This is a genomic window from Thermithiobacillus tepidarius DSM 3134 (assembly GCF_000423825.1).
Classification (GTDB): domain Bacteria; phylum Pseudomonadota; class Gammaproteobacteria; order Acidithiobacillales; family Thermithiobacillaceae; genus Thermithiobacillus; species Thermithiobacillus tepidarius.
This window is the reverse complement of record NZ_AUIS01000006.1, coordinates 169314-192492: the sequence shown is the minus strand read 5'-3', so window position 1 is coordinate 192492 and position 23179 is coordinate 169314. Positions and strand designations below refer to the sequence as shown.

The window sequence follows — 23179 nt, the reverse complement described above, 5'->3', positions numbered from 1 at the left end:
TGCCGTGAGCCCGTGCACGGACGGCATTCTGTTGCTGGACAAGCCCGAAGGGGTCAGCTCCAATGCGGCCCTGCAGCAGGCCAAGCGGCTGCTGCGCCTCAAGAAGGCGGGGCATACCGGCAGCCTGGATCCGCTTGCCACCGGCCTGCTGCCGCTGTGCTTCGGCGAGGCCACCAAGTTTTCCCAGTTCCTGCTGGATGCCGACAAGGTCTACCGCGCCCGCTTCCGCCTGGGCAGCACGACCACCACCGGCGATGCGGAGGGCGAGGTGCTGGAGCGGCGGCCGGTGCGGGTGGATGCCGCCCAGGTGGAGCACGCCCTGGCCGCTTTCCGCGGCGAGATCCTGCAGGTTCCGCCCATGTATTCCGCGCTGAAGCAGCAGGGCCGCCCGCTCTACGAGATCGCCCGTCAGGGCGGCACCGTGGAGCGGGCGCCGCGGCGCGTGCAGATCAGCCGCTACGAGCTGCTGGCACTGCACGGCGATGAGCTCGAGGTGGAGGTGGCCTGTTCCAAGGGCACCTACATCCGCAGCCTGGCCGTGGACTTGGGCGAGGCGCTCGGCTGCGGAGCCCACGTGAGTGCGTTGCGCCGTCTGGCTTCGGGACCGTTCCGGATCGAGCAGGCGCTCACTCTGGAGACCTTGGCGGCAGAGCTGGAGCGCGGTGCTTGTCCGCTCCTGCCCGCCGATCAGGCTCTCGGCCATCTGCCCGCAGCGGCATTGGGCGACAGCAGTGCCGCCTACCTGCTGCTGGGGCAGGCGGTGACGGCGCCGCGCGGCTTGCCGTCCGGCCTGGTGCGCCTGTACGGCCCCGGCGGGCGCTTTCTGGGGCTCGGGGCCGTGCTGGATGACGGGCGCGTGGCGCCCCGCCGCCTCATCAGCACGAATCAGCGGTTGTGAGACACGTCCATCGCACGTACAATAATGCGTTGAAAACTTTTTGATTGCCCGGTGTAAGGAGATTTGCCATGGCGCTGACCGCCGAAAACAAAGCCGAAGTAATGAAGAGCTATGAAACCCACGCGGGTGACACCGGCTCGCCCGAGGTGCAGATTGCACTGCTGACCGCCCGGATCGAGGATCTGTCCGGTCACTTCAAGACCCACATTCACGACCATCACTCCCGCCAGGGCCTGCTGAAGATGGTCGGCCAGCGCCGCAAGCTGCTGGACTACCTGAAGCGCAAGGACGTGAACCGCTATCGCGCACTGATCGAGCGCCTGGGCCTGCGCAAGTAAAGGGGACCTCATTTGACCGTTCATCGCCACAGCATTGCCTACGGGGGCAAGACCCTCACCCTAGAAACCGGGCGCATGGCCCGCCAGGCCGACGGCGCGGTGCTGGTGAGCCTGGATGAGACCGTGGTCCTGGTCACCGCCGTGGGGCGTCCGGAGGTCAAGCCCGGGCAGGATTTCTTCCCGCTGACGGTGAACTATCAGGAAAAGATGTTCGCGGCGGGCAAGATCCCCGGCGGTTTCTTCAAGCGCGAAGGCCGGCCGACCGAGAAGGAGACGCTCACCTCGCGCCTGATCGACCGACCCATCCGGCCCCTGTTCCCCGACGGCTTCATGAACGAGGTGCAGATCATCGCGACGGTGCTGTCCGTGGATCAAAAGAACGATCCGGACATCCCCGCCATGATCGGTGCTTCCGCCGCCCTGGCGATTTCCGGCCTGCCCTTCCACGGCCCCATCGGTGCCGCCCGGGTAGGCTACGTGGACGGTCAGTATGTCCTGAATCCGAGCTACGCCGAACTGCAGCAGTCCAAGCTGGATCTGGTGGTGGCCGGCACCGAGCAGGCCGTGATCATGGTCGAGTCCGAGGCGCGCGAGTTGCCGGAGCAGGTCATGCTCGACGCGATCCTGTTCGGCCACGAGCAGATGCAGGCCGTGATCCAACTCATCCAGCGCCTGGCTACCGAGGCGGGCAAGCCGCGCTGGACCTGGGCGCCGGCCGCCGAAGATGAGGATCTGCAGGCCGCGGTGGCCGAGCGGGCTCGCGAGGCCGTGGCCCAGGCTTACGGTATCCATGTCAAGCAGGAGCGCCGCGAGCGCCTGGCCGAGATCCGCACCCAAGTGGTGACGGAACTGGCGGGTGAGGATCCGGCCCGGGCCGACAAGATCAAGAAAGCGTTCAAGGAACTGGAGAGCACCGTGGTGCGCAGCCAGATCCTGGCCGGGCAGCCGCGCATCGACGGCCGCGACACCCGCACCGTGCGTCCGATCAGCATCGACACCGGCATCCTGCCCCGCACCCATGGCTCGGCGCTCTTTACCCGCGGCGAGACCCAGGCTCTGGTGGTGGCGACGCTCGGCACCAAGCAGGATCAGCAGATCATCGACGCCCTGGAAGGCGAGACGCGTGAGCGCTTCATGCTGCACTACAACTTCCCTCCCTTCTCCACCGGCGAGACGGGCATGGTGGGCAGTCCCAAGCGCCGCGAGATCGGCCACGGCCGGCTGGCCCGGCGCGCGGTGGCCGCGGTGCTGCCCTCGGAGGCGGAATTCCCTTACGCCCTGCGCGTGGTTTCCGAGATCCTGGAGTCCAACGGCTCTTCCAGCATGGCTTCGGTCTGCGGCGCCTCACTGGCGCTCATGGATGCCGCCGTGCCCCTGAAGGCCCCGGTGGCGGGCGTGGCCATGGGTCTGATCAAGGAAGGCGAGCAGTTCGCCGTGCTGACGGACATCTTGGGCGACGAGGATCATCTGGGCGACATGGACTTCAAGGTGGCCGGCACCGCCGAAGGCGTGACTGCGCTGCAGATGGACATCAAGATCCAGGGCATCACCCGGGAGATTCTGGCCCAGGCGCTGGAGCAGGCCAAGGAAGGGCGCATGCATATCCTCGGCAAGATGGAGGAGGCCCTGCCCAAGCCCCGTCAGGACCTGTCCATGCATGCTCCGCGCATCATCACCATGCGCATCCATCCGGACAAGATCCGCGAGGTGATCGGCCCGGGCGGCAAGGTGATCCGCGGCATCATCGAGGAGACGGGCGCGTCCATCGACATCGAGGATGACGGCACCGTCCACATCGCCTCGGTGAGCGGCGAGGCCGGCCTGGCGGCGCGCAAGCGCATCGAGCTGATCACGGCGGACGTGGAAGTGGGCCGGATTTATGAGGGCAAGGTGGTGAAGATCATGGACTTCGGCGCCTTCGTCAACATCCTGCCCGGCCGCGACGGCCTGGTGCACATCTCCCAGATCAGTCAGGAGCGCGTGGAAGACGTGCATGATTACCTGAAGGAAGGAGACATGATCAAGGTCAAGGTGCTGGAAGTGGATCGCCAAGGCAAGATCAAGCTCAGCATGAAGGAGGCGGCGGCCAAGCCCGCCTGAGGGCGGCCGATCCCGTCATGGAAGGCGCCGGGTGCTGATGCCCGGCGCCTCTTTGTTTTTGGGGCCCAAAGGAACGAGGCATGCTCAAAAAGGCACAACACGCGGTGGGAGGCGAGGCGGTCGAATTGACCCGCCTGGACAATGGGGTCGAAATCCTGAGCCTGGCGCTGCCTCACACCCAAAGTGTGGCGCTCGGCTTCTGGATCGAGAACGGCAGCCGCCATCAGACGGCCGCGGAGGACGGCTTCGCCCACTTGCTCGAGCACATGCTGTTCAAGGGCACCCCGCGCTACTCGGCGGCGGATCTCAGCGCCGCCATGGAGCCGCTGGGCGGCAACATCAACGCCTTCACGGACCGGGAGCTGACGGCGTATCACGCCACCGTCCTTGGCGAAGACCTGCCGGAGGCCTTCGCGCTGATGCAGGAGATGGTGCTGCATTCCCACCTGTCCGCCGACGAGCTACGCCTGGAGAAGAGCGTAGTGGCCCAGGAAGTGGCCATGGTGGCGGAGGACCCGGAGGACTGGGTGCAGGAGCAGTTGAGCCGCCGCATCTGGGGCGACGATCCCCTGGGCTGGCCCATTCTCGGCCGCAGCAGCGTGATCCGGCGAGCCAGCCGCCGGCGGCTGCTGGATTACTATCGCCGCCATTACGTGGGCAGCCGGATCAAGATCGTGGCGGCGGGGCGGGTGGCGCATGATGGCTTGGTGGCGCTGGCGAGCCGGGAGCTGGGAGATCTGCCGCGCGGGGAGGGCGTGCCGCCCTGCGTGCCGCCCGTATTTCAGGCCGGCGAGCAGGTGCAGCACCGGCACACCTTCCAGGCCCACTTGGCTTGGGCGGCGGAAGGCTTCGCCGTCGATACGCCGGACTACTACCGGGCCAGCCTGGCGAATCTCATCCTCGGGGGCAGCAGCGGTTCCCGGCTCTTCCGGCAGATTCGCGAGCGCTTGGGCTTGGCCTACAGCGTCTATTCGCACCTGGAGTTCTACCGCGATACAGGCGAATGGCGCCTTTACGCCGGCACGGAGCGCAGCAACTGGCGGCGCTGCGCGGCGGAAGTGGAGCAGGTGCTGGCGGAACTGGCCGCCCAGGGTCCGGCGCCCGAGGAGCTGGAGCGCGGCCGGCGCCATTTGCGTGCTCAGCTGCTGATGAGCCTGGAGGACGTGGAGGTGCGCATGACGCGCTTGGCGCGCCAATGGATCTATCTCGGCCGGCTGGTGCCGGCGGAGGAATCCCTGGATGCCCTCGCCGCCGTGGATGCGGAGGGCGTGCGGAGTCTGGTGGAGGACCGCTGGGGGCGGCGCTACCGCTTCTTGTGTTTGCCGGAAAAGGGCGGTGCGGCGTGACGAGCTGAGGGGCGGTCGAGCCGCGGCGTGCAGCCCGGCGGGTTCGGGTAGGCGCGGACCGTGCCAAATCCTGGCGGACCGTCATCTTGGCTTGTAGGAGCGGGCTTGCCCGCGATTGCTCGCTGGTCGATACAGCGGGTCGCGAGCAAGCTCGCTCCTACGAATCAGGATATCAACCCGCCAGGCCTGGCGCGGCGCCGCAGCCGCCCGGCATACCCGCTCCCGCCGGGAGCGGGCAGGAGAGGGCCGATAGGGCGGACGACTCACATGCTGCTGGTTATGTGCTCAGAACTCGTCCTTCCATCGCCGCAGTGCGGCAAAGACGGCAATGGGATCATTGGGGTCGCAATTGGGATCGAAGCGATGAGCGGCGTTCTGGACGGCAGGGATGCGGGTGCGCAGGAAGGGGTTGGTGGCCAGCTCCAGGTCGAGACGGGACGGGATGCTGGGCAGGTGGCGTGCCCGCCGGGCGCTGGTTTCCTGCCGGCGGGCCTGGATGGCCGCGTTGTCCGGCTCCACGGCCGCGGCGAAGGCCAGATTGCCCAGGGTGTACTCGTGGGCGCAAAATACCTGCGTATGAGTGGGCAGGGCAGCCAGCCGCTGCAGGCTGTGGTACATCTGCGCCGGCGTGCCTTCGAAGAGGCGGCCGCAGCCGGCGGCGAAGAGCGTGTCGCCGCAAAAGAGGCTGTTTTCGAAAAAGTAGGCTATATGATCTCGGGTATGCCCCGGCACGGCGATGACCTGCATTGCCGCGCCTTCGACTTCGTGTGTGCCTGCCTGAAGCGCGCGGGTCAGTGCGGGAATGCGTTGGCTGGGGCCATACACTGGAATTTGATAGCGGCTCGCCAGCGTCTCGTTGCCCCCCACGTGGTCGCCATGATGGTGGGTGCACAGGATGGCGGTGGGCCGCACCTGCCTTTCCTCCAGAAAGGCGATCACGGGTGCCGGATCGCCCGGATCGACGATGAAAATCCCGTGTGCTCCATCGGACGCGCAAAATATGTAATTATCCTGGAATGCCGGCACGAGATGGACTGACAGCATGGTCCCTCCGGGGGCTTGAGATCGGGTCATATGAATGAACCGGATAACATTAGGATAGTTTCCGGGTGGTGGCAAACGCCGACCGGCCTGGGCCTCAGCGCGGCCACCCGGCGTGCGCTGGTGCCCTGGTTGGAGCGGCTGCGCCCGCGCCGGGTCCTGCAGCTCGGCATGCCGGGTCTGTGGGAGGACACCTTGCCCGTGGCGGCTCCCTGGTTCGTGAGCGACCCCGCCTGGAGTGCGCTGGCCGCCATGCAGGTGCCGTGCGTGCGGGCGGCGGCGGACCCCGGTGCGTTGCCCTTTGCGGCGGACTCCTTCGATCTGGTGCTGCTGCCTTATGTCCTGGAGCGCAGCGACGATCCCAGCCGGGTGCTGAGCGAGTGCTATCGCGTGCTGCAGCCGGAGGGCTACCTGCTGGTGCTGGCCTTCAATCCCCACAGCCTGTTCAGCCTGATGCGCCGCTGGCAATTGTGGCGGCACAATGCCCGCTGGCCCTGGCGGCAGCCCTTCCTGCCCGCGGGCCAGGTGCGGCGCCTCTTATCCGAGCAGGATTTCGAGGTGCGGGCGGGGCGCTTTTTCCAGTACCGCCTGCCGCTGCTGCCCCTGCGCTGGCAGTCGCATCGGCAGTGGCTGGAATTCATGGGCGACCGCTGGTGGCCCACCGGGGCGAATGCGTATATGCTCCTGGCGCAAAGGCGGGAGCCGGGCTGGATTCCGCCGGCTTTGCTGTGGCGCCGCTATGCGCCGGCCATGCCGGCCACCGAGGGATTGCAGCGGGGAGCGGTCAAGGGTTTTTGTCGGGTCTGGCAGGATGAGGATGAAGAACAAGGAACAGGCGGCCGCCGCGTCGCACAACGTGGTTGAGGTCTTTACGGACGGGGCGTGCCGGGGCAACCCGGGGCCCGGTGCCTGGGCGGCGCTGCTGCGCTGGGGTGGCCGGGAGAAGGAGCTGGCCGGCTTCGAGCCCATGACCACCAACAACCGCATGGAGCTGATGGCGCCCATCAAGGCGCTGGAGTCCCTGAATCGCGCCTGCCGGGTGCGGGTGACCACCGACAGCCAATACGTGCGCAACGGCATCACCCAGTGGATCCACAACTGGAAGCGGCGCGGCTGGCGCACGGCCGACAACAAGCCGGTCAAGAACCAGGAGCTGTGGGAGCGCCTGGACGAGCTGGCGCGGCAGCATCACGTGGAGTGGCATTGGGTCAAGGGCCACAACGGCCACGACGAGAACGAGCGGGTCGATCAGCTCGCCAACCGGGCGATCGATGCGGCCCAGCGGCGGAGTTCGGAAACACAGGGATCGCGATGATGAGACAGGTGGTGCTGGATACGGAAACGACTGGCCTGGAGGTCGGCAAGGGACACCGCATCATTGAAATCGGTTGCGTGGAGGTGGTCAACCGCCGCCTGAGCGAGCGCACTTTCCACCACTACCTGAACCCTGAGCGGGAGATCGACGCGGGCGCGACCCAGGTCCACGGCATCACCAACGAAATGCTGCGGGACAAGCCGCGCTTCGCGGACATCGCCGGCGAATTTCTGGACTTTGTGGCGGGGGCGCAGCTGATCATCCATAATGCCCCCTTCGACGTGGGTTTTCTCAATCGGGAGCTGGAGCTGCTCGGCCAGCCGCCGTTGACCAGTGCCTGCGACATCTTCGACACCCTGCAGTTCGCGCGCAGCCGCCATCCGGGCCAGAAGAACGATCTGGACAGCCTGTGCCGGCGCTACAGCGTGGACAACAGCCGCCGCGACAAGCACGGCGCGCTCCTGGATGCCGAGATCCTGGCCGCCGTGTATCTGGCCATGACCGGCGGCCAGGTCAGCATGCTGCTGGAGGCCGAACAGCAGCCCGGCGAGGCGCGCGGCGGCGCGCTGCGGGCCGCTGGCCCCGATCGGGCGCGCAATCAGCGGCCGCCGCTGCGGGTCATCCGTCCCAGTGCCGAGGAGCTGGCGGCCCACGAAGCCTATCTGCAGGGCCTGGACAAGGAGAGCAAGGGGCAATGCGTGTGGCTGCAGATGGCCGCGCCCGACGCGCCGCAGTGAGCTGCCGGGGCGCCGCGTGGTCGCGATAGTCCGGCAGGAGGCGCTGAGCGAGGCGCAGACTCGCGAACTCCATGCGTTGTACCAGTCGGAATGGTGGTCGGCCGGGCGCACGCTGGACGAGGTGCGCACGCTGTTGCGCCATTCCGATGTGATCGTGGCGTTGGCCGAGGCCGACTCCGGTCGCTTGGCCGCCTTTGCGCGCGTGCTCACCGATCGGGTGTGCAAGGCGCTGGTCCTGGACGTCATCGTGGCCCCGGCCTGCCGGGGACAGGGCTTGGGCAGGCGGCTCATGGCGGCGGTCCTGGCGCATCCGGCAGTGGCCGGCGTGCGGCATGTGGAGCTCTACTGCCGGCCCGAGATGGCCGCCTTCTATGCCCAGTGGGGGTTTCGCGCCGTTGCGGGAGAGCTCCTGTTCCTGCGCCGGGAGGGCGCGGCGTAGCTGCCTTGCCCGTGGCAACGGGCCGGGAGGGGCGATGGTCATCATTCTCATGGGCGTGGCGGGATCCGGCAAAAGCACCGTCGGCCGGCTGCTCGCCGATACGCTGGGCTGGCGCTATTGCGATGCCGACGACTTCCACCCGCGGGCCAACGTCGAAAAAATGGCCCGGGGCATCCCGCTGAATGACGAGGACCGGCAGCCCTGGCTGGCGGCCCTGCAACGGCTGGTGGCGCGCAGCGTGGCGGCGGGCGAGGACATGGTCCTGGCCTGCTCCGCCTTGAAGCACAGTTACCGTGAGCGATTGCGCGTCGATCGGGCCGCCGTGCGCCTGGTTTACCTGAAGGCGGACCCCGAGCTGATCCGCCGCCGGCTGGCGCAGCGCCGGGGACACTTCCTGGGCCCCGATCTGCTGGCCAGCCAACTGGCCGCCCTGGAGGAGCCGCCCGATGCGCTGGTGGTAGATGCCGCGCTGCCGCCGCCGGCCATCATCGCCGCGATCCGGCATTGCCTGCGGCTGTAAGCGCCCCGCCGCACTTCGCTCTCCCCGACATTCCTTTTGGTCTGATTTGGCCGCCGTCCTGCCCGCCTTAGCATCAATCCGGTAACTGGCAATGACGGGGGCAGTGTGAAGCATCCCTTCGACATCGATCTGGCGATGGCCCGCATCCGGGAGGCGGTGCGGCCGTTCCCGCAGGCGGCGCTCTTCGAGCTGGCGGCGGAAGGCTTCGCGGCGCCTTTCGAAGTGCTGGTCGCCTGCATCCTGTCCATCCGCACCCGCGACGACACCACCTTGCGCTGCGCGCGCCGGCTTTTCGCTCTGGCCCGCACGCCGACGCGGATGGCGCGACTGCCGCCCGCCGAGCTGGATGCCGCCATCGCCGACAGCACTTTTCACGAAGCCAAAGCCCGGCAGATCCAGGACATCGCGCGGCAACTGGCCGCGGCGCATGGGGACCGGCTGCCGTGCGACGGGGCCTTGATGCTGAGCTTTCATGGCGTGGGACCCAAGTGCGCCAATCTGGTGCTCGGCATCGCCTGCCGGGAGCCGCGCATCGGCGTCGACGTCCACGTGCATCGGGTGACCAACCGCTGGGGCTACGTGGCGGCGCGCACGCCGGAGCAGACCATGGTCGCCTTGGAGGCGAAGCTGCCGCCGGCGCATTGGGTGGAGATCAACCGCTTGCTGGTGCCCTTCGGCAAGCACATCTGCACCGGCAGCCTGCCGCGCTGCTCGCAATGCCCGGTGTTGGACATGTGCCGGCAGGTGGGGGTGACCCGGCATCGCTGACGAACAGACAAAAAGCGGGAGGGAACATGAAGGATGTATTGCTGACGCAGCAGGATCTGCCAGGGGTGCTGCGCAGCCTCTTTGCCGAGCTGCTGGGCACCTTTGCGCTCACTTTCGTGGACGCGGGCGGTGCCGTCATCGCCGCCGTGAGCCACGATGCCGTCACCCTGGCGGCGCGCTCCGCCGCCAGCGGCCTGCTGGTCATGGCGGTGATCTATGCCTTCGGCAACTTGTCCGGCGCCCACATCAATCCGGCGGTGACTTTCGCCTTTGCCTTGCGCCGGGACTTTCCCTGGCGCCGGGTGCCTTTTTTTGTTTTTGGGCCTTTTTATTGGTTGGCCCAGGTGGGGGGCGCCGTGCTGGCAGCGCTGTTCCTGCTCGCCCTCTTCGGCAACGTGGACCATCTGGGCGCCACGCGGCCGCATTACGGCACGACCTCGGCCTTCCTCATGGAGCTGGCGCTGAGCTGCCTGCTGATCACCGTGATCCTGAACGTGGCCACCCGTCTCAAGGTGGTCGGGCCCAACGCGGCCCTGGCGGCGGGGGGAACGGTCGCCTTGTGCGGGCTTTTCGCCAAGCCGGTCAGCGACGCTTCCATGAACCCGGCCCGCTCCCTGGGGCCGGCCCTGGTGAGCGGCAGTCTGGAGCAGGTGTGGATCTATCTGGCGGCGCCCGTGCTGGGCGCCCTGTTGGCGGTCTTGTTCATGGCCATCCTGCACGGGCGCCGGGACCCCGACGAAGTCGAGGCCGCGACCGGCGATGGCAGTTAGTCGTTGCCCTTGGGTTGGCGGGCGGCGCGGTTTTTGTCCAGGATGGCGAAGAGGATCAGCAGAAAGGCGAGCAGGCGCAGCAGGTACAGGAAGGTGTAGGCTTCCAGCGCCTCGTCCACGAAGGCCAGCCCGACGCGGTTGACCGCCAGGAGCCAGAAGGCCAGCGCGAAGAAGAGGAAAAGGCGGTCGCGGGTCTTCTTCCAAAAGCGCAGGAAGAAAAGGCCGGCGATCAGGCTGGCCATGGCGATTGCACCGGTCATCAAACCATACATGCGGTTACCTCTGTGTTGCGTAAAGCGCGGCTACCGGTGATGTCACTCGGTATCCCAGATCAAGCCGTACAGGAGCAGCATCATGCCCACCAAGGCGGCCGAGATGCGCCAGACGGACAGGTCCACGTCGGGAATGATAACCAGGTCGACATAGATGAGGGCGTTGTTGGCGGCCAGCCCCAGAAAGCACAAGCCGCTCCACAGCAGCAGACGCACGCGGCTTTGCAGAAAGCCGCGCAGGAGCAGCACCGCGCAGGCGAGGCTGGTCGCCGCGGACAGGACATAGACGAGTTCGGCTATGCTCATTCGGATTTGTCCTTTCTGAGATTGAAGGCATCGGCGAAGACGCGGATCTTGTCGATGGGCTTGGAGAAGATGAGGTTGATCACCGCCATGCGCCGCTGGGCGTAGACGCTGGCCAGCTTGGCCACGAGCTGCGCCTCCTGCGCATTGGCGGGGTTGAACCGGTATGTTGGAACCGGCGTTTCCTGGCTATGCAGGAAACCGCGGGCGTGCAGATCGGCCATGCGTGCTGCCACCGAGTGGGTGTCGCTGCGCAACTCCTGGGCCACGTCGCGGGCGCTCCATTCCCGTGCCGGGCTTCCCTGGAGGAGCAGCAGGATCTCGAGCTGTTCTACCGAGTTGATGTGCTTGACGATAAAATCTTTGATTTCCTGGGGGATATCTTCGTAGGTCACTTGATTTCCCTGAGGGCACTGGATTTGTTGTGGCTCCCTCCGGAGCGCTGCCGCGGCGATTTCCGGACAGCGGCGGAAAGGCCAGGGCCGGGTGCTTATACAAAATACATGATTTTCCCGGCTAACCCAACCCGGCTGCACTCACCTGTTGCGGGCGGCGCTCACAAGTAGCGCAGATACACATAAATCGTGGCGATGCCGATGGACAGCAGCATGAGCGGGAAGGCCGCCTTCAGGAAGTCCAGGAAGCGGAAGCCGTAGCCCACCCGCTCGGCCATGCCGGCCACCACCAAGTTGGCGCTGGCGCCGATCAGGGTACCGTTGCCACCCAGGCAGGCGCCCAGAGCCAGGGACCACCACAGCACCTCGAGCTGAGCGGGGGTGAAGACGCCGCCCATGCCCTTGATCAGCGGGATCATGGTGGCGACGAAGGGGATGTTGTCGATGAAGGCGGAGGCCAGGGCCGAGACCCACAGGATGGTGAAGGCGGTGGCACCCAGCTCGCCGCCGGTGAGACTCAGGGTCTTCTGGGCCAGCAGATCCAGCATGCCGGTGCGCTCCACGCCGGCCACCAGGATGAAAAGCCCGACGAAAAAGAAGAGGGTGACCCATTCCGCCTGCGAGAAGGCGTGCTGCACCGCCTCCGACTGCTCCTCCCCGCGCTTGCCCCAGTTGCTGAGCAAAAGCAGCAGGGCTGCCCCGAAGACGGCGATGGTGGCCGGCTCCAGGCCCAGCAGGCCATGGGCCAGGAAGCCCAGGATCACCAGGGCCAGAACGAAGCCGGCCTGCTTGAGCAGGCGGACATCCTGGATCGCCTCCCGCTCGCGGAAGGCCATGACGCGGGCCCGGCGCTCGGGGCTGGCCTGGAGCCGGCGGCCCCAGATGAAGTGGATGGGCACCAGCATCGCCAGCAGGATGACTAGGCTGATGGGGGCGAGGTGCAGCAGGAAGTCGTTGAAGGTGAGCCCGGCGGCGGAGCCGATCATGATGTTGGGCGGATCGCCGATCAGGGTGGCCGTGCCGCCGATGTTGGAGGCGAAGATCTCCGAGAAGAGCAGGGGGTAGGGGTGGATCTGCAGCTCTTCGGCGATGAGCAGGGTGACCGGGGCAATGAGCAGCACGGTGGTGACGTTGTCCAGCAGCGCGGAAAAGAGCGCCGTCACCCCGGACAGCATGAGCAGCACGCCCCAGGGGTGGGCCCTGACCCGCTTGGCCGACCAGATGGCCACGTACTGGAAAACGCCGCTTTTCTGGGTGATGCCGACGATCACCATCATGCCCAGCAGCAGGCCGATGGTGTTGAAGTCCACGCCGGCCACGGCGGCCTCCTGATTGAGGATGCCGGTGAGGATCATGAGGGAGGCGCCCAGCAGAGCGACGATGGCGCGGTTGACGCGCTCGCTCATGATGAGGAGATAGCTGCCGATGAAGAGCGTCAGGGCGACGACGGCGGGGTTCCAGCCGAACAGGGCCGGGGCGAGCGCCGAAGTGGGATCGTGTGGCATGGGCTGGGATTGTTATCGTTGTGGAGGCCGTCTCGCCAAGGGTGGAATCTCCGCTACGGACGAGGCGGATGCAGATGGGCCAGCAGGGACGCCGGGTAGATCATGCCGGCGAGGCGGCCGCCGGCATCGAGCACCGGCAGGGCCGGCTGGCCGCGGCACAGCTTGAGCAGGGCTTCCATCACCGGGCTGTCTTCCTGCAGCGCCACGAAGTCCTGCTGCATGACCGCGCTGACCGGCTGCCGGGCCAGTCCGGCCAAGCGCTGGCGAGCGTCCTCCAGGCCCGTTTCCCAGAAGTCCAACTCCTGCACCGGGGCTTCCATGTCCTCCAGTTGAGCCACCCGCGGCAGCAGATGACAGGAGGTGCAGCGCCAGCTGAAGAGTCCCAGCATCTGGCCCGCCCCGTCGAGGACCGCCAGGGCCGGGATGCTCTCCGCCTGCAGCCGGGCCAGCGCCGCCGCGATGGGGGTTTCCGCGCCGACGCTGGGCGCCGGGCTCTGCATGACATATTTGCAGGTCACCTTGTGCTTGCCTTTCGATCAGGACACCAGTTCCAGTAATCTAGCAAAAGATGCCTCGAAAAGCCGCATGCCTTCCTGCTGCAGCTGCTCGGCCACGCTGCCTTCCAGGTCGATGCCCAAAGCGGCGAGGCGCGCCAGTGTCTGCTCCGCTTCCGCCACGTCCTCGGTCAGGGTCGGCGCCGCGCGACCGTGGTCGCGGAAGGCGGCCAGGGTGGCCTCGGGCATGGTGTTGATGGTCTGCGGCCCGATCAGGGGCTCCACGTAGAGGAGGTCGCTGTAATCGGGGTGCTTGGTGCCGGTGCTGGCCCACAGCAGGTACTGGGGGCGCGCGCCGGCGATGAGGAGGTCGGCGAAATCGGGGCCGTGGAAGACATGGAGGAAGTGCTGGTAGGCCGCCTTGGCCGTGGCCACCGCCGTGCGGCCGCGCAGGGCCAGGGCTTCGGCGCTGCCGATGGCGCTCAGCTGCTGGTCGACCAGGGTATCCACCCGGCTCAGGAAGAGGCTGGCCACGGCCTTCACCTCGCGCGGATCGCACCGGGCGCCGACCCAGCGGCGCATGCCGCGCACGTAGGCGGCGAAGACGTCGCGCACGTGGTGCAGCGAGAACATGAGGGTGACGTTGATCTTGAAGCCCCGGGCGATCAGTTCCTCAAAGGCCTGGATGCCGGTCGGCGTGGCCGGGACCTTGAGCAGCAGGTTGTCCCGGCCCACGTCGCGGCGCAGGCGTTCGGCGGCATTCAGGGTGCTTTCCAGATCGTGGGCCAGCTGCGGGTTGAGCTCCAGGCTGACGTAGCCGTCGTCGCCGTGAGTGGCGTCAAAGACGGGTCGCAGCAGGTCGCAGGCCGCCTGAACGTCGGGCACCACCAGGGCTTCGTAGCGGCTTTCCGAGTCGGGCGCGGCGTTGCGCAGGCGGAGGATGTCCTCCTGGTAGTGCTCGCTTTCGCTGATGGCCTTTTGGAAGATGGAAGGGTTGGAGGTGATGCCGGAGAGGCCGTCCTCCGTGATCAGGCGCTGCAGGCTGCCGTCGATCAGCAGGCGGCGCGGCAGGTTGTCGAGCCAGACGCTCTGGCCGAGGGCTTTCAGGGACTGCAGGGGATTGCTTGCCATGAGGGCCTCCATGCTAGTCTCACTCTCGTGTAGACCCGGAGTGCAGGGATACAAGTTCCTCCGGCCTTGGGGCGGCTGTGCCCGAATTTTTGGGGGGAGGGTGGGTCTATATGTTAATGTTAAGTATTTACTAATGCTGGGGCGGAGATGCCGTCTGTGCGACACGCGACCTCGGCGCAGCTGAGCCTTCGGGCGAGGAGGAGGCGCTGATGAGCGACAAAGAACTGGAACTGCCCATCGAGGGCATGACCTGCAGCGCCTGCGCGTTGCGGGTGGAGCGGCAGTTGAACAAGCTGCCCGGTGTGCAGGCGACGGTGAATGCCGCCACCGAGCGCGCCAGCCTGCGTTTCGACAGCGCCCAGGTCGGGCTGGAGGCGCTGGTGGCGGCCGTGGAGAAGGCCGGCTACGGCGTGCCGAGCGCCAGCGCGCAGCTGGCCATCGGCGGCATGACCTGCGCCACCTGCGCCGGCCGGGTGGAGCGCGCGCTCCGGCGTTTGCCGGGGGTGCAGTCCGCCCAGGTGAACCTGGCCACCGAGCAGGCCTTCGTGACCTACGTGCCCGGCGCGGTGGGCGTGGATGACATGCTGCGGGCGGTGACGGCCGCCGGCTACACGGCCACGGTGCTGGAGGGCGACAGCCAGGCCCAGGAGGAGGCGCGGCAGGCCGCCGCCCTGCGCCGCGAGACGTGGCGCCTGGGCATCAGCGCGCTCCTGACCCTGCCTTTCCTGCTGCAGATGCTGGGCATGCTCTTCGGCATGCACGAGCTGATGCCGGGTTGGCTGCAGCTGGCCCTGGCCACCCCGGTGCAGTTCTGGATCGGCTGGCGCTTCTATCGCGGCGCCTACCACGCCCTGCGCGGCGGCAGCGCCAACATGGACGTGCTGGTGGCGCTGGGCACCAGCATGGCGTATTTCTACAGCCTCGCGGTGCTGCTGCTGGGCACCGGCGGACACCTGTACTTCGAGGCCAGCGTGGCGATCATTACCCTGATCCTGCTGGGCAAGATCATGGAGGCGCGCGCCAAGCAGCAGACTTCCGCAGCCATCCGCCAGCTCCTGGCCCTGCAGCCGAGCACGGCCACCCGCCTGGAGGATGGCCGCGAGGTGACGGTGCCGGTGGCGCAGTTGCGCGAGGGCGATCTCTTCGTGGTGCGCCCCGGCGAGCAGGTGGCGGTGGACGGCGAGATCGTCGAGGGCCGCGCGCGGGTGGACGAGTCCATGCTCACCGGCGAGAGCCTGCCGGTGGCCAAGGCGCCTGGCGACAAGGTCTACGCCGCCACCGGCAACCAGAACGGCCGGCTGGTCGTGCGCGCCACCGGCGTGGGCGAGCACACGGCGCTGGCGGCCATCGTGCGCCTGGTGCGGGCGGCGCAGGGCTCCAAGGCGCCGGTGCAGCGCTTGGCCGACCGGATTTCCGGCATCTTCGTGCCGGTGGTGGTGGGCGTCGCGCTGCTGACCTTCGCCGGCTGGTACGCGGTGGCGGGGCTGACGCCGGCGCTGGTGAACGCGGTGGCGGTGCTGGTGATCGCCTGTCCCTGCGCCCTGGGCCTGGCCACGCCCACGGCCATCATGGTCGGCAGCGGCCGCGGCGCGCAGTCGGGTATCCTGATCAAGAACGCCGAGGCCCTGGAGCGGGCCAGCCAGATCCAGACGCTGGTCTTCGACAAGACCGGCACCCTGACCGAAGGGCGGCCGGCGGTGGTGGATCTGCTGCCGGTGCAGGCGGCGGATGAGGACGAATTGCTGCAGTGGGCCGCCAGCGCCGAGCAGGGCTCCGAGCATCCGCTGGGCCGGGCCATTCTGGAGACGGCCCGGGCGCGGGGCCTGGGGCTGCAGCCGCTGACCCATTTCGAGGCGCTCACCGGCCAAGGCATCGAGGCGGAGGTCATGGGCCGGCGCGTGCAGGTCGGCTCCAGCCGGCTGGTGCCGGTGCCCGAGGCGCAGCGCGCCACCCTGGAGCAGTGGGAGGCGCGGGCGCGGACCGTGGTCGGCGTGCTGCGCGACGGCGTGCTGCTCGGCTTCCTGGCCATCGCCGATCCGCTGCGCCCGAGCGCCGCGCCGACGGTGGCGCGGCTGCGGGAGCTGGGCGTCCGCGTGCTCATGTTCACCGGCGACAACGTGCGCACCGCCGCGGCCATTGCCGACGAGCTGCAGCTGGACGGCTATTTCGCCGAGATGCTGCCCGGCGACAAGAGCGGCCGGGTGAGCTCCCTGCGCGCCGAGGGACAGGTGGTGGGCATGGTGGGCGACGGCATCAACGATGCGCCGGCCCTGGCGGCGGCGGACGTGGGCATCGCCATCGGCAGCGGCACCGATGTGGCCATGGCCGCCGCCGACGTCACCCTGATGCGGCCCGAGCTCTCGACGGTGGTGGACGCCATCAGCCTGTCGCGGGCGACCCTGGCGAAGATCCGCCAGAACCTCTTCTTTGCTTTCATCTACAATGTACTGGGCATCCCGCTGGCGGCGCTGGGCTATCTGAGCCCCATCATCGCCGGCGCCGCCATGGCCATGAGTTCCGTGTCGGTGGTCAGCAACTCGCTGCTGCTGCGCCGCTGGCGCCCGGCCGCCGCGCCCGTGCTGCCCACCCCGGTCGAGAATCATCCCACCCAAGCACAGGAGAGCGATGCATGGACGAAGTCACTTTCAAGGTGAAAGGCATGAGCTGCCAACACTGCGTGCGCAGCATCAAGGGCGCGCTCGAGCCCATGCCCGGCGTGAACGCGGTCTTCGTGGACCTGCCGGGCGGCGAAGTCAAGGTGAATTACGACGCCGGCCAAGTGGAGCGCGACGCGCTGGCCAAGGCCATCGAAGAAGAAGGCTACGAAGTCCAGTAGCGGCCGGCATCCCTTTCTTTCCGGAAGCACCGTCTGCCGATGGCTTACCCGATGAAGAACCGGGCGGCGCGAGCCGGGTTGCCGCCGGGCACCCTGCGCCGCGCGGTGGAGCAGCCGGCAGTGCCCGCCGTGATCCGGCTGCTCCGCTATACGGCCGACGGCGTCGAGGAGCGCGCCGTGGAGCGCCTGGCGGACTGCTTCGCCGACGACAGCGCGGCCGTCACCTGGATCGACGTGCAGGGCGTGGACGACACGGCGACCCTGGAGGCGATCGGCACGCATTGCGGCCTGCACCCGCTGGTGCTGGAGGACATCCAGAACACGGTGCAGCGTCCCAAGGTGGAGGACTACGACAATTACCTCTTCCTGGTGCTGCGCGCCCTCGACTACCACGACGACAAGGAGCGGCTTGCCAGTGCGCAGATCAGCCTGGTGCTCGGCCGCCACTTCGTCATCACCTTCCAGGAGCACGAGAGCGCCGTCCTCGAGCCGGTGAGGACGCGCCTGCTGAACAGCAAGGGCCGCTTTCGCAGCCTGGGCGCCGATTACCTGGCCTACGCCCTGATCGACGTGGTGGTGGACCATTACTTCGTCGTGCTGGAGCGCTTCGGCAACCGCATCGAGGAGGTGGAGAGCCGCCTGGTGCTGCACGGTCATCCGCAGAGCGTGCCGGCCATCCAGCGGCTCAAGCGCGACGCCATCCTGCTGCGCAAGACCGCGTGGCCGCTGCGGGAGCTGCTCAACGAGCTGCGGCGCGGGGACAACCCCTTCTTCCAGAAGGCCACCCAGGTCTATCTGCGCGATGTCTACGACCACGTCATCGAGATCATCGATACCGTGGAGACCTTCCGCGACATGCTGTCCGGCATGCTGGACATCTACCTGTCCAGCATCAACAACCGGACCAACGAGGTCATGAAGATCCTCACCGTGATCGCCACCATTTTCATTCCGCTGACCTTCATCACCGGCGTCTTCGGCATGAACTTCAAGGACATGCCGATACTCGACTACCCATGGGCCTTCCCGGCGACCCTGCTCGTCATGGCCGGGATCGCCGGCGGCATGCTGCTCTTCTTCCGGCGCAAGCGCTGGCTCGGCGGCTTCGGCCGGCGCTAGGCCAGGCGCAGCGCCGTGGTCCGGATCAGTTCCATGAGCGGCGCCGGGTAGACGCCCAGCCACACGAGCAGCAGCGCCAGCACGGCCAGCACCAGGCTGCCCGCCTGCGACAGGCGGATGTCGTGGGCGGCCGGCGCGGCGGCGGGCGGCACCTGGTACATGACCACGATCACCCGCAGGTAATAGAAAAGGCCGATGGCGCTGCCGGTGACCAGGGTGGCCAGCAGGCCCCAGCGGGCCGCCTCGACGCCGGCGGCGAAGGCGTAGAACTTGCCGATGAAGCCCACTGTCAGCGGAATGCCGGCCAGCGACAGCAGCATGGCCGTGAAGGCGCCGGCCAGCCAGGGTCGCTGCCAGAAAAGCCCGCGGTAGTCCGCCAGATCGTCCAGCTCGCGGCCCTGGGCCGGGGCGGAGAGCAAGGTGACGACGGCGAAGGCGCCCAGGGTCATCACGAAGTAGGCCACCAGATAATAGCTCACCGCCTCCACCGCCAGCTCGCCGCCCACCAGGAAGGCCACCAGCGCGTAGCCCATGTGGGCGATGGAGGAGTAGGCCAGGAGGCGCTTGACATTGTCCTGCAGCAGGGCGAGCAGGTTGCCGGCCAGCATGGAGGCGACGGCCACGAAGCTCAGCACCAGCCCGAGACCGGCCAGCCGGTAGGCATCCGCCTCGACGAAGTAGCGCAGCAGGAAGGCCAGCACCGCGCCCTTGGACACCGTGGCCACGAAGGCGGTCACCGGCGCCGGCGCGCCCTCGTAGACGTCCGGCGTCCACATGTGGAAGGGCACCAGGGACAGCTTGAAGCCCACGCCCACCGTGATCAGGGCCAGGCCGGCGAGCACGTAGACATCGCGCAGGACCTGGTCGGTGGCCAGCAGCGGGGCCATGGCGGCGAAGCCCAGGGTGCCCAGCGCGGCGTAGAGCAGCGCGATGCCGAAGAGCAGAAAGGCGGAGGACACGCTGGCCAGGATCAGGTACTTGATGCCGGCCTCCAAGGGGCGCTCTTCGTTGACGGCGTAGGCGATCAGGGCGAAGAGGGACACGCTGAGCAGCTCCAGTCCGAGGAAAAAGGCGGCGAAGTGGCTGCTCGCCACCAGCACGGCCGCGCCGAGGGTGGCGAGCAGCAGGAGGATGTAGAACTCGCCGTGGTAGAACTCGCCGGCGTGGCCGGCGCGGCCCTCCAGATAAGCGTAGGACAGGACCGCCACCGCCAGGCTCGCGGCGAAGACGAGCCCCATGTAGAAGAGCGCGTAGGGATCGATGACCAAGAGCGGCGTGACCTGCTGCGGGCCTGCGCGCGCGGCGAGCGGCAGGGCCGCCAGGGCGAGCCCGAGGCCGGCCAGGGAGGCGCCGGTGGCCAAGTGATGGCGGCGGTAGAAGGCCACCAGCAGCATGACGCCGACCACCGCGGCGGCCAGCACCAGGATGGGCAGGAGCGCCAGCAGGGCCGCGGCGCTCATGGCGCGGCTCCTACGAGCGACAGATGGCCGCTGGCGGCGTGCTGCAGGCCGGCCAGAGCCGGTGCCGCCGCGTCCAGCACCGGCTGCGGATAGACGCCGAGCCAGACGAGCGCGACGGCCATGGCCAGCAGGGCGGCCATTTCCCGCGCCGAAAAGTCCGCCAGCGCCGTTTGCGCCCGCAGTGGGCCGTGGAAGACCCGCTGCACCAGGATCAGGGCGTAGACGGCGGCGGCGATGAGGCCCAGGGCCGCCAGCACGGCGAAGGTGGCGTCCGCCCGGAAGGCGCCCAGCAGCACCAGGAATTCGGCCACGAAGTTACCGAGCCCGGGCAGGCCCAGGGAGGCGATGGCGAAGAATTGGGCCAGGGCGGCCATGCGCGGCGCCTGCGCCCAGAGCCCGCCCATGCGGCGCATGTCGCGGGTGTGCAGGCGCGCCTGCAGGGCGCCGGCCACCATGAAAAGCGCGCCGGTGCTGATGCCGTGAGCGATCATCTCCATCACCGTGCCCTGCAGGGCCAGCGTGTTCCAGGCGAAGACGCCCAGCAGCACGAAGCCCATGTGGCTGACGCTGGTGTAGGCCACCAGCCGCTTGAAATCGGTCTGGGCGAAGGCCAGCACGGCGCCGTAGACGATGCCGGCGACGCCCAGCGCCATGCCGAGCGGCGCGAAGTCGAGGGCCGCGCCGGGGGTGAGCGGCACCGCGAAGCGCAACAGGCCGTAGGCGCCGGTCTTCAGGAGGATGCCGGCCAGGAGGACGCTGCCGCCGGTGGGTGCCTCGGTGTGGGCGTCCGGCAGCCAAGTGTGGAAGGGCACGGCCGGCAGCTTGACGGCGAAGGCGACGAAGAAACCCAGCATGATCCACATGGCCGTCTGCGCGCCCAGGGGCGTGCCCAGGAGCACGAAGTAGTCGAAGCTGAGCACGCCGGTGGCGCGCTGGTGCGCCAGCACCAGCGCTAGGATGGCGACCAGCATCAGCAGGCCGCTCGCTTGGGTGAAGATGAAGAATTTGATGGCGGCGTTGAGGCGGTTCTCGTGGCCCCAGAGGGCGATCACGAAGTACATGGGGACCAGCATCACTTCCCAGAAAACGAAGAAAAGGAAGAGGTCCAGGGCCAGGAAGACGCCCAGCACCCCGGCCAGGGTCCACAGCACGTTGAAGTAGTAAAAGCCGCTGCGCGAGCGGATCTCGCGCCAGGAGGCGGCCACCGCCATCAGGCCCAGAAAGAGAGTGAGCAGCACCATCACAAGGCTCAGGCCGTCGAGGCCGAGGTGAAAGCCGATGCCGAAGCGCGGAATCCACGGCGCGCTGAGCTCCAGGAGCCAGGGGCTCTGTAGCGGGCTGCGCAACGGCGCGGCGTGCGCCGTCCACAGGGACAGCCCCAGGGCCAGGTCGACGAGCAGGGCCATGAGCGCGATCCAGCCCGGCCATGCGGGATGCCAGCGCTCCGCGCGCCAGGCCAGCAGGCCGGCGGCGAGGGGGACCAGGAGCAGCCAGAGCAGGGTCATGGCAGCACCGCCAGTAGGATGACGAGGACTGCGCCCACGGCGATGCCGGCGGCGTACCAGCGCAGCAGGCCGGCCTGGCTGCGGCTCAGCGCCCAGTGGGCGACGCGGCTGAACTGGGCGGTGCCGTCGTAGAGCCAGTCGATTAGGTCATGGCGGTTCACCCGCGCCAGCCACAGGAAAGGGCGCACCAGCAGGCGGTCGTAGAGCCAATCGAAGCCCCAGCCGCCGCGCCAGAAGCGCCACAGGGTCCTGAGGCCGGGCCGGGCGGCGAGGACGGCGGCGCGCTGCGGGCGGCGCAGGAAGAGAAGATAGGCGAGCCCGATGCCGGCCAGGGCCGCTGCGCCAGAGAGCAGCTGCAAGGTGAGTTCGAGCCCCGGTCCCACGTGCCCGGCGGTCGCCGGCAGGACCGGGCGCAGGAAATCGGACAGGAGCGGCCGGTCGCCCAGGGTCGGCGGCAGCTCCACGAAGCCGCCGACCAGCGACAGGACGGCGAGCAGCACGAGCGGGATGCGCATCGCCGGGCCCGGCGAATGGCCCAGCGTACCGCGCGCTTCGCCGAAGAAGGCGATGAAGACCAGCCGGAAGCTGTAGGCCCCGGTAATGAAGGCGCCGAACCAGCCCGTCGCCCACAGCCAGGGGCCGGCCCGGGGCGCGGCCCAGGCCGCCGTCAGGATGAGGTCCTTGCTGTAGAAGCCGGCGGTGACGAGCGGCAGGGCGGCGAGCGCGGCGCTGCCGATGAGAAAGGTCCAGAACACCAGCGGCAGGCGCTGGCGCAGGCCGCCCATCCTGCGGATGTCCTGCTCGTGGTGCATGGCGTGGATCACCGAGCCGGCCGCCAGGAAGAGCAGCGCCTTGAAGAAAGCGTGGGTCATGAGGTGGAAGATGGCCGCCGACCAGGCGCCGACGCCGAGGGCCAGGAACATGTAGCCGATCTGGCTCATGGTGGAGTAGGCCAGGATGCGCTTGATGTCCCACTGGACCAGGGCGGTGAAGCCGGCGAGCAGCAGGGTGGCGGCGCCGATGACGGCAACCAGGAACTGCACGTCGGGCGCCAGGGTGAAGAGCACGTGGGTGCGGGCGATGAGGTAGACGCCCGCCGTGACCATGGTGGCGGCATGGATCAGCGCGCTCACCGGCGTGGGGCCGGCCATGGCGTCGGGCAGCCAGGTCTGCAGGGGCAGTTGCGCCGACTTGCCCACCGCGCCGCCCAGGAGCAGCAAGGCCGCCGCCACCGCCAGGCCCGAGCCCGCCGGCCACTGCTGCGCCGCGCGCTCCAGCAGGGCCTGGATGTCCAGGGTGCCGAGCTGGGTAAAGAGCAGAAAGAGGCCGATGATGAAGGCCACGTCGCCGACCCGGGTCACCACGAAGGCCTTGCGCGCGGCCAGGCCGTTGGCCGGGTCCTGATACCAGAAGCCGATCAGGAGATAGCTGCACAGCCCTACGCCCTCCCAGCCGAGGTAAAGGAGCAGCAGATTGTCGGCCAGCACCAGCACCAGCATGGCCGCCACGAAGAGGTTCATGTAGGCGAAGAAGCGGGCATGGCCGGGGTCGTCGGCCATGTACTCGGTGGAGTAGAGGTGGATCAAAAAGCCCACGCCTGTGATCACCCCCATCATCACCAGCGCCAGCGGGTCGAGATGAAAGGCGATGCGCGGCGCGAGTTCCCCCAGCGCCATCCAGGTCCACAGGACCTGCGTGTAGGCGTGCTCCGGCGGCGGCGCGTTGAGAAAGTCGACGGCGATGAGCAGGGTGACCAGCGCGGCCAGGCCCACCGCGCCGACGCCGACGAGCTGGATGCCGCGCCGCGTCAGGCGCCCGCCGGCCAGCACCAGCACGAGATAGCCGAGCAGGGGCAGGGCGGGCACCAGCCACAGGAGGCGCAGCATC

General features: G+C 68.1%; 24 protein-coding genes. 14 read left to right on the top strand and 10 right to left on the bottom strand.

Annotated elements, in window-relative coordinates:
* Positions 1-4 precede the first annotated feature (4 nt).
* The 4 genes from truB (at position 5) to G579_RS0104645 (ending at position 4682) form a co-directional block, all read left to right on the top strand.
* On the top strand, positions 5-898 hold the full coding sequence (truB, locus tag G579_RS0104660; protein WP_028989252.1) for a tRNA pseudouridine(55) synthase TruB: 894 nt from the start codon (positions 5-7) through the stop codon (positions 896-898).
* A gap of 68 nt (positions 899-966) precedes the next feature.
* Positions 967-1236: a 30S ribosomal protein S15 gene (gene rpsO, locus G579_RS0104655; protein WP_028989251.1), complete on the top strand. Its 270-nt coding sequence runs from the start codon at positions 967-969 to the stop codon at positions 1234-1236.
* Between the two features lie 75 nt (positions 1237-1311).
* A complete protein-coding gene (gene pnp, locus G579_RS0104650; protein ID WP_051180869.1) occupies positions 1312-3336 on the top strand; it encodes a polyribonucleotide nucleotidyltransferase in 2025 nt (674 codons plus the stop codon).
* 80 nt (positions 3337-3416) lie between these two features.
* Entirely contained in the window at positions 3417-4682 is a 1266-nt protein-coding gene (locus G579_RS0104645; RefSeq protein ID WP_051180850.1) for a M16 family metallopeptidase, read from the top strand.
* Between the two features lie 285 nt (positions 4683-4967).
* Here the strand turns inward: G579_RS0104645 and gloB are convergent, their stop codons facing one another.
* Positions 4968-5726, bottom strand: a complete 759-nt coding sequence (gene gloB, locus G579_RS0104640) for a hydroxyacylglutathione hydrolase (protein ID WP_230973790.1) — start codon at positions 5724-5726, stop codon at positions 4968-4970.
* Between the two features lie 30 nt (positions 5727-5756).
* On the opposite strand from gloB, the gene G579_RS15855 reads away from it, so the two are divergent.
* The 7 genes from G579_RS15855 to G579_RS15850 all read left to right on the top strand — a co-directional run bounded on the left by G579_RS15855 (position 5757) and on the right by G579_RS15850 (position 10272).
* Entirely contained in the window at positions 5757-6587 is an 831-nt protein-coding gene (locus G579_RS15855; protein ID WP_155989743.1) for a class I SAM-dependent methyltransferase, read from the top strand.
* Complete coding sequence (gene rnhA / locus G579_RS0104630) at positions 6541-7038, top strand: ribonuclease HI (RefSeq protein WP_038018119.1); 498 nt, start codon at positions 6541-6543, stop codon at positions 7036-7038. The genes G579_RS15855 and rnhA overlap by 47 nt, the downstream gene beginning before the upstream one ends.
* Positions 7035-7775: a DNA polymerase III subunit epsilon gene (gene dnaQ / locus G579_RS0104625; RefSeq protein WP_230973789.1), complete on the top strand. Its 741-nt coding sequence runs from the start codon at positions 7035-7037 to the stop codon at positions 7773-7775. The genes rnhA and dnaQ overlap by 4 nt, the downstream gene beginning before the upstream one ends.
* A 16-nt stretch (positions 7776-7791) precedes the next feature.
* Positions 7792-8214, top strand: coding sequence for a GNAT family N-acetyltransferase (locus tag G579_RS0104620; protein WP_028989245.1), 423 nt, complete (start codon positions 7792-7794; stop codon positions 8212-8214).
* Between the two features lie 34 nt (positions 8215-8248).
* On the top strand, positions 8249-8734 hold the full coding sequence (locus tag G579_RS0104615; protein ID WP_028989244.1) for a gluconokinase: 486 nt from the start codon (positions 8249-8251) through the stop codon (positions 8732-8734).
* A 105-nt stretch (positions 8735-8839) separates the two neighbouring features.
* Positions 8840-9502, top strand: a complete 663-nt coding sequence (locus G579_RS0104610; protein ID WP_038018116.1) for an endonuclease III domain-containing protein — start codon at positions 8840-8842, stop codon at positions 9500-9502.
* A 26-nt stretch (positions 9503-9528) separates the two neighbouring features.
* The gene (locus tag G579_RS15850; protein WP_051180846.1) at positions 9529-10272 is read left to right on the top strand and encodes an MIP/aquaporin family protein; all 744 of its coding nucleotides are present in this window, start codon (positions 9529-9531) and stop codon (positions 10270-10272) included.
* Here the strand turns inward: G579_RS15850 and G579_RS0104600 are convergent.
* The 6 genes from G579_RS0104600 to tal form a co-directional block, all read right to left on the bottom strand.
* Positions 10269-10532, bottom strand: coding sequence for a DUF5985 family protein (locus G579_RS0104600; protein ID WP_211218652.1), 264 nt, complete (start codon positions 10530-10532; stop codon positions 10269-10271). The two genes, G579_RS15850 and G579_RS0104600, sit on opposite strands and share 4 nt — an antisense overlap.
* A 54-nt stretch (positions 10533-10586) precedes the next feature.
* A complete protein-coding gene (locus G579_RS0104595; protein ID WP_211218651.1) occupies positions 10587-10850 on the bottom strand; it encodes a DUF5985 family protein in 264 nt (87 codons plus the stop codon).
* Positions 10847-11242 (bottom strand): hypothetical protein, encoded by a 396-nt coding sequence (locus tag G579_RS0104590; RefSeq protein ID WP_028989240.1) that lies wholly within the window; start codon positions 11240-11242, stop codon positions 10847-10849. Before G579_RS0104590 ends, G579_RS0104595 begins: the two co-directional genes overlap by 4 nt.
* A 161-nt stretch (positions 11243-11403) precedes the next feature.
* Positions 11404-12747, bottom strand: coding sequence for an ArsB/NhaD family transporter (locus G579_RS0104585; protein ID WP_051180844.1), 1344 nt, complete (start codon positions 12745-12747; stop codon positions 11404-11406).
* A gap of 53 nt (positions 12748-12800) precedes the next feature.
* A complete protein-coding gene (locus G579_RS0104580) occupies positions 12801-13265 on the bottom strand; it encodes a CBS domain-containing protein (protein WP_155989741.1) in 465 nt (154 codons plus the stop codon).
* 18 nt (positions 13266-13283) lie between these two features.
* Positions 13284-14372, bottom strand: coding sequence for a transaldolase (gene tal, locus G579_RS0104575; protein ID WP_028989237.1), 1089 nt, complete (start codon positions 14370-14372; stop codon positions 13284-13286).
* A gap of 209 nt (positions 14373-14581) precedes the next feature.
* On the opposite strand from tal, the gene G579_RS15845 reads away from it, so the two are divergent.
* From G579_RS15845 to corA, 3 genes are read left to right on the top strand one after another with little or no spacing between them, the layout of a single operon-like run.
* Positions 14582-17026, top strand: coding sequence for a heavy metal translocating P-type ATPase (locus tag G579_RS15845; protein ID WP_155989740.1), 2445 nt, complete (start codon positions 14582-14584; stop codon positions 17024-17026).
* Complete coding sequence (locus G579_RS0104565) at positions 17002-17208, top strand: heavy-metal-associated domain-containing protein (protein ID WP_028989236.1); 207 nt, start codon at positions 17002-17004, stop codon at positions 17206-17208. The genes G579_RS15845 and G579_RS0104565 overlap by 25 nt, the downstream gene beginning before the upstream one ends.
* A gap of 39 nt (positions 17209-17247) precedes the next feature.
* Entirely contained in the window at positions 17248-18327 is a 1080-nt protein-coding gene (corA, locus tag G579_RS0104560; RefSeq protein WP_028989235.1) for a magnesium/cobalt transporter CorA, read from the top strand.
* Here the strand turns inward: corA and G579_RS0104555 are convergent.
* Genes G579_RS0104555 through nuoL form a run of 3 tightly spaced genes read right to left on the bottom strand, consistent with a single transcriptional unit; the run spans position 18324 to position 23178 of the window.
* Positions 18324-19787 (bottom strand): NADH-quinone oxidoreductase subunit N, encoded by a 1464-nt coding sequence (locus G579_RS0104555; protein ID WP_028989234.1) that lies wholly within the window; start codon positions 19785-19787, stop codon positions 18324-18326. The genes corA and G579_RS0104555 overlap by 4 nt on opposite strands.
* On the bottom strand, positions 19784-21292 hold the full coding sequence (nuoM, locus tag G579_RS0104550) for an NADH-quinone oxidoreductase subunit M (protein WP_028989233.1): 1509 nt from the start codon (positions 21290-21292) through the stop codon (positions 19784-19786). The genes G579_RS0104555 and nuoM overlap by 4 nt, the downstream gene beginning before the upstream one ends.
* Positions 21289-23178, bottom strand: coding sequence for an NADH-quinone oxidoreductase subunit L (gene nuoL / locus G579_RS0104545; protein ID WP_028989232.1), 1890 nt, complete (start codon positions 23176-23178; stop codon positions 21289-21291). The genes nuoM and nuoL overlap by 4 nt, the downstream gene beginning before the upstream one ends.
* Between the last annotated feature and the right edge of the window lies 1 nt (position 23179).

Excerpts from the sequence above, each read along its gene's own strand:
- nuoL (WP_028989232.1), bottom strand. The coding sequence starts at position 23,178 with ATGCTGCGCCTCCTGTGGCTGGTGCCCGCCCTGCCCCTGCTCGGCTAT.
- pnp (WP_051180869.1), top strand. The coding sequence starts at position 1,312 with ATGGCCCGCCAGGCCGACGGCGCGGTGCTGGTGAGCCTGGATGAGACC.
- G579_RS15845 (WP_155989740.1), top strand. The coding sequence starts at position 14,582 with ATGAGCGACAAAGAACTGGAACTGCCCATCGAGGGCATGACCTGCAGC.
- corA (WP_028989235.1), top strand. The coding sequence starts at position 17,248 with ATGGCTTACCCGATGAAGAACCGGGCGGCGCGAGCCGGGTTGCCGCCG.
- gloB (WP_230973790.1), bottom strand. The coding sequence starts at position 5,726 with ATGCTGTCAGTCCATCTCGTGCCGGCATTCCAGGATAATTACATATTT.
- G579_RS0104585 (WP_051180844.1), bottom strand. The coding sequence starts at position 12,747 with ATGCCACACGATCCCACTTCGGCGCTCGCCCCGGCCCTGTTCGGCTGG.
- tal (WP_028989237.1), bottom strand. The coding sequence starts at position 14,372 with ATGGCAAGCAATCCCCTGCAGTCCCTGAAAGCCCTCGGCCAGAGCGTC.
- G579_RS0104645 (WP_051180850.1), top strand. The coding sequence starts at position 3,417 with ATGCTCAAAAAGGCACAACACGCGGTGGGAGGCGAGGCGGTCGAATTG.
- G579_RS0104555 (WP_028989234.1), bottom strand. The coding sequence starts at position 19,787 with ATGAGCGCCGCGGCCCTGCTGGCGCTCCTGCCCATCCTGGTGCTGGCC.
- rnhA (WP_038018119.1), top strand. The coding sequence starts at position 6,541 with ATGAAGAACAAGGAACAGGCGGCCGCCGCGTCGCACAACGTGGTTGAG.
- nuoM (WP_028989233.1), bottom strand. The coding sequence starts at position 21,292 with ATGACCCTGCTCTGGCTGCTCCTGGTCCCCCTCGCCGCCGGCCTGCTG.
- G579_RS0104595 (WP_211218651.1), bottom strand. The coding sequence starts at position 10,850 with ATGAGCATAGCCGAACTCGTCTATGTCCTGTCCGCGGCGACCAGCCTC.
- dnaQ (WP_230973789.1), top strand. The coding sequence starts at position 7,035 with ATGATGAGACAGGTGGTGCTGGATACGGAAACGACTGGCCTGGAGGTC.
- G579_RS0104600 (WP_211218652.1), bottom strand. The coding sequence starts at position 10,532 with ATGACCGGTGCAATCGCCATGGCCAGCCTGATCGCCGGCCTTTTCTTC.
- G579_RS0104565 (WP_028989236.1), top strand. The coding sequence starts at position 17,002 with ATGGACGAAGTCACTTTCAAGGTGAAAGGCATGAGCTGCCAACACTGC.
- rpsO (WP_028989251.1), top strand. The coding sequence starts at position 967 with ATGGCGCTGACCGCCGAAAACAAAGCCGAAGTAATGAAGAGCTATGAA.
- G579_RS15855 (WP_155989743.1), top strand. The coding sequence starts at position 5,757 with ATGAATGAACCGGATAACATTAGGATAGTTTCCGGGTGGTGGCAAACG.
- G579_RS15850 (WP_051180846.1), top strand. The coding sequence starts at position 9,529 with ATGAAGGATGTATTGCTGACGCAGCAGGATCTGCCAGGGGTGCTGCGC.
- G579_RS0104615 (WP_028989244.1), top strand. The coding sequence starts at position 8,249 with ATGGTCATCATTCTCATGGGCGTGGCGGGATCCGGCAAAAGCACCGTC.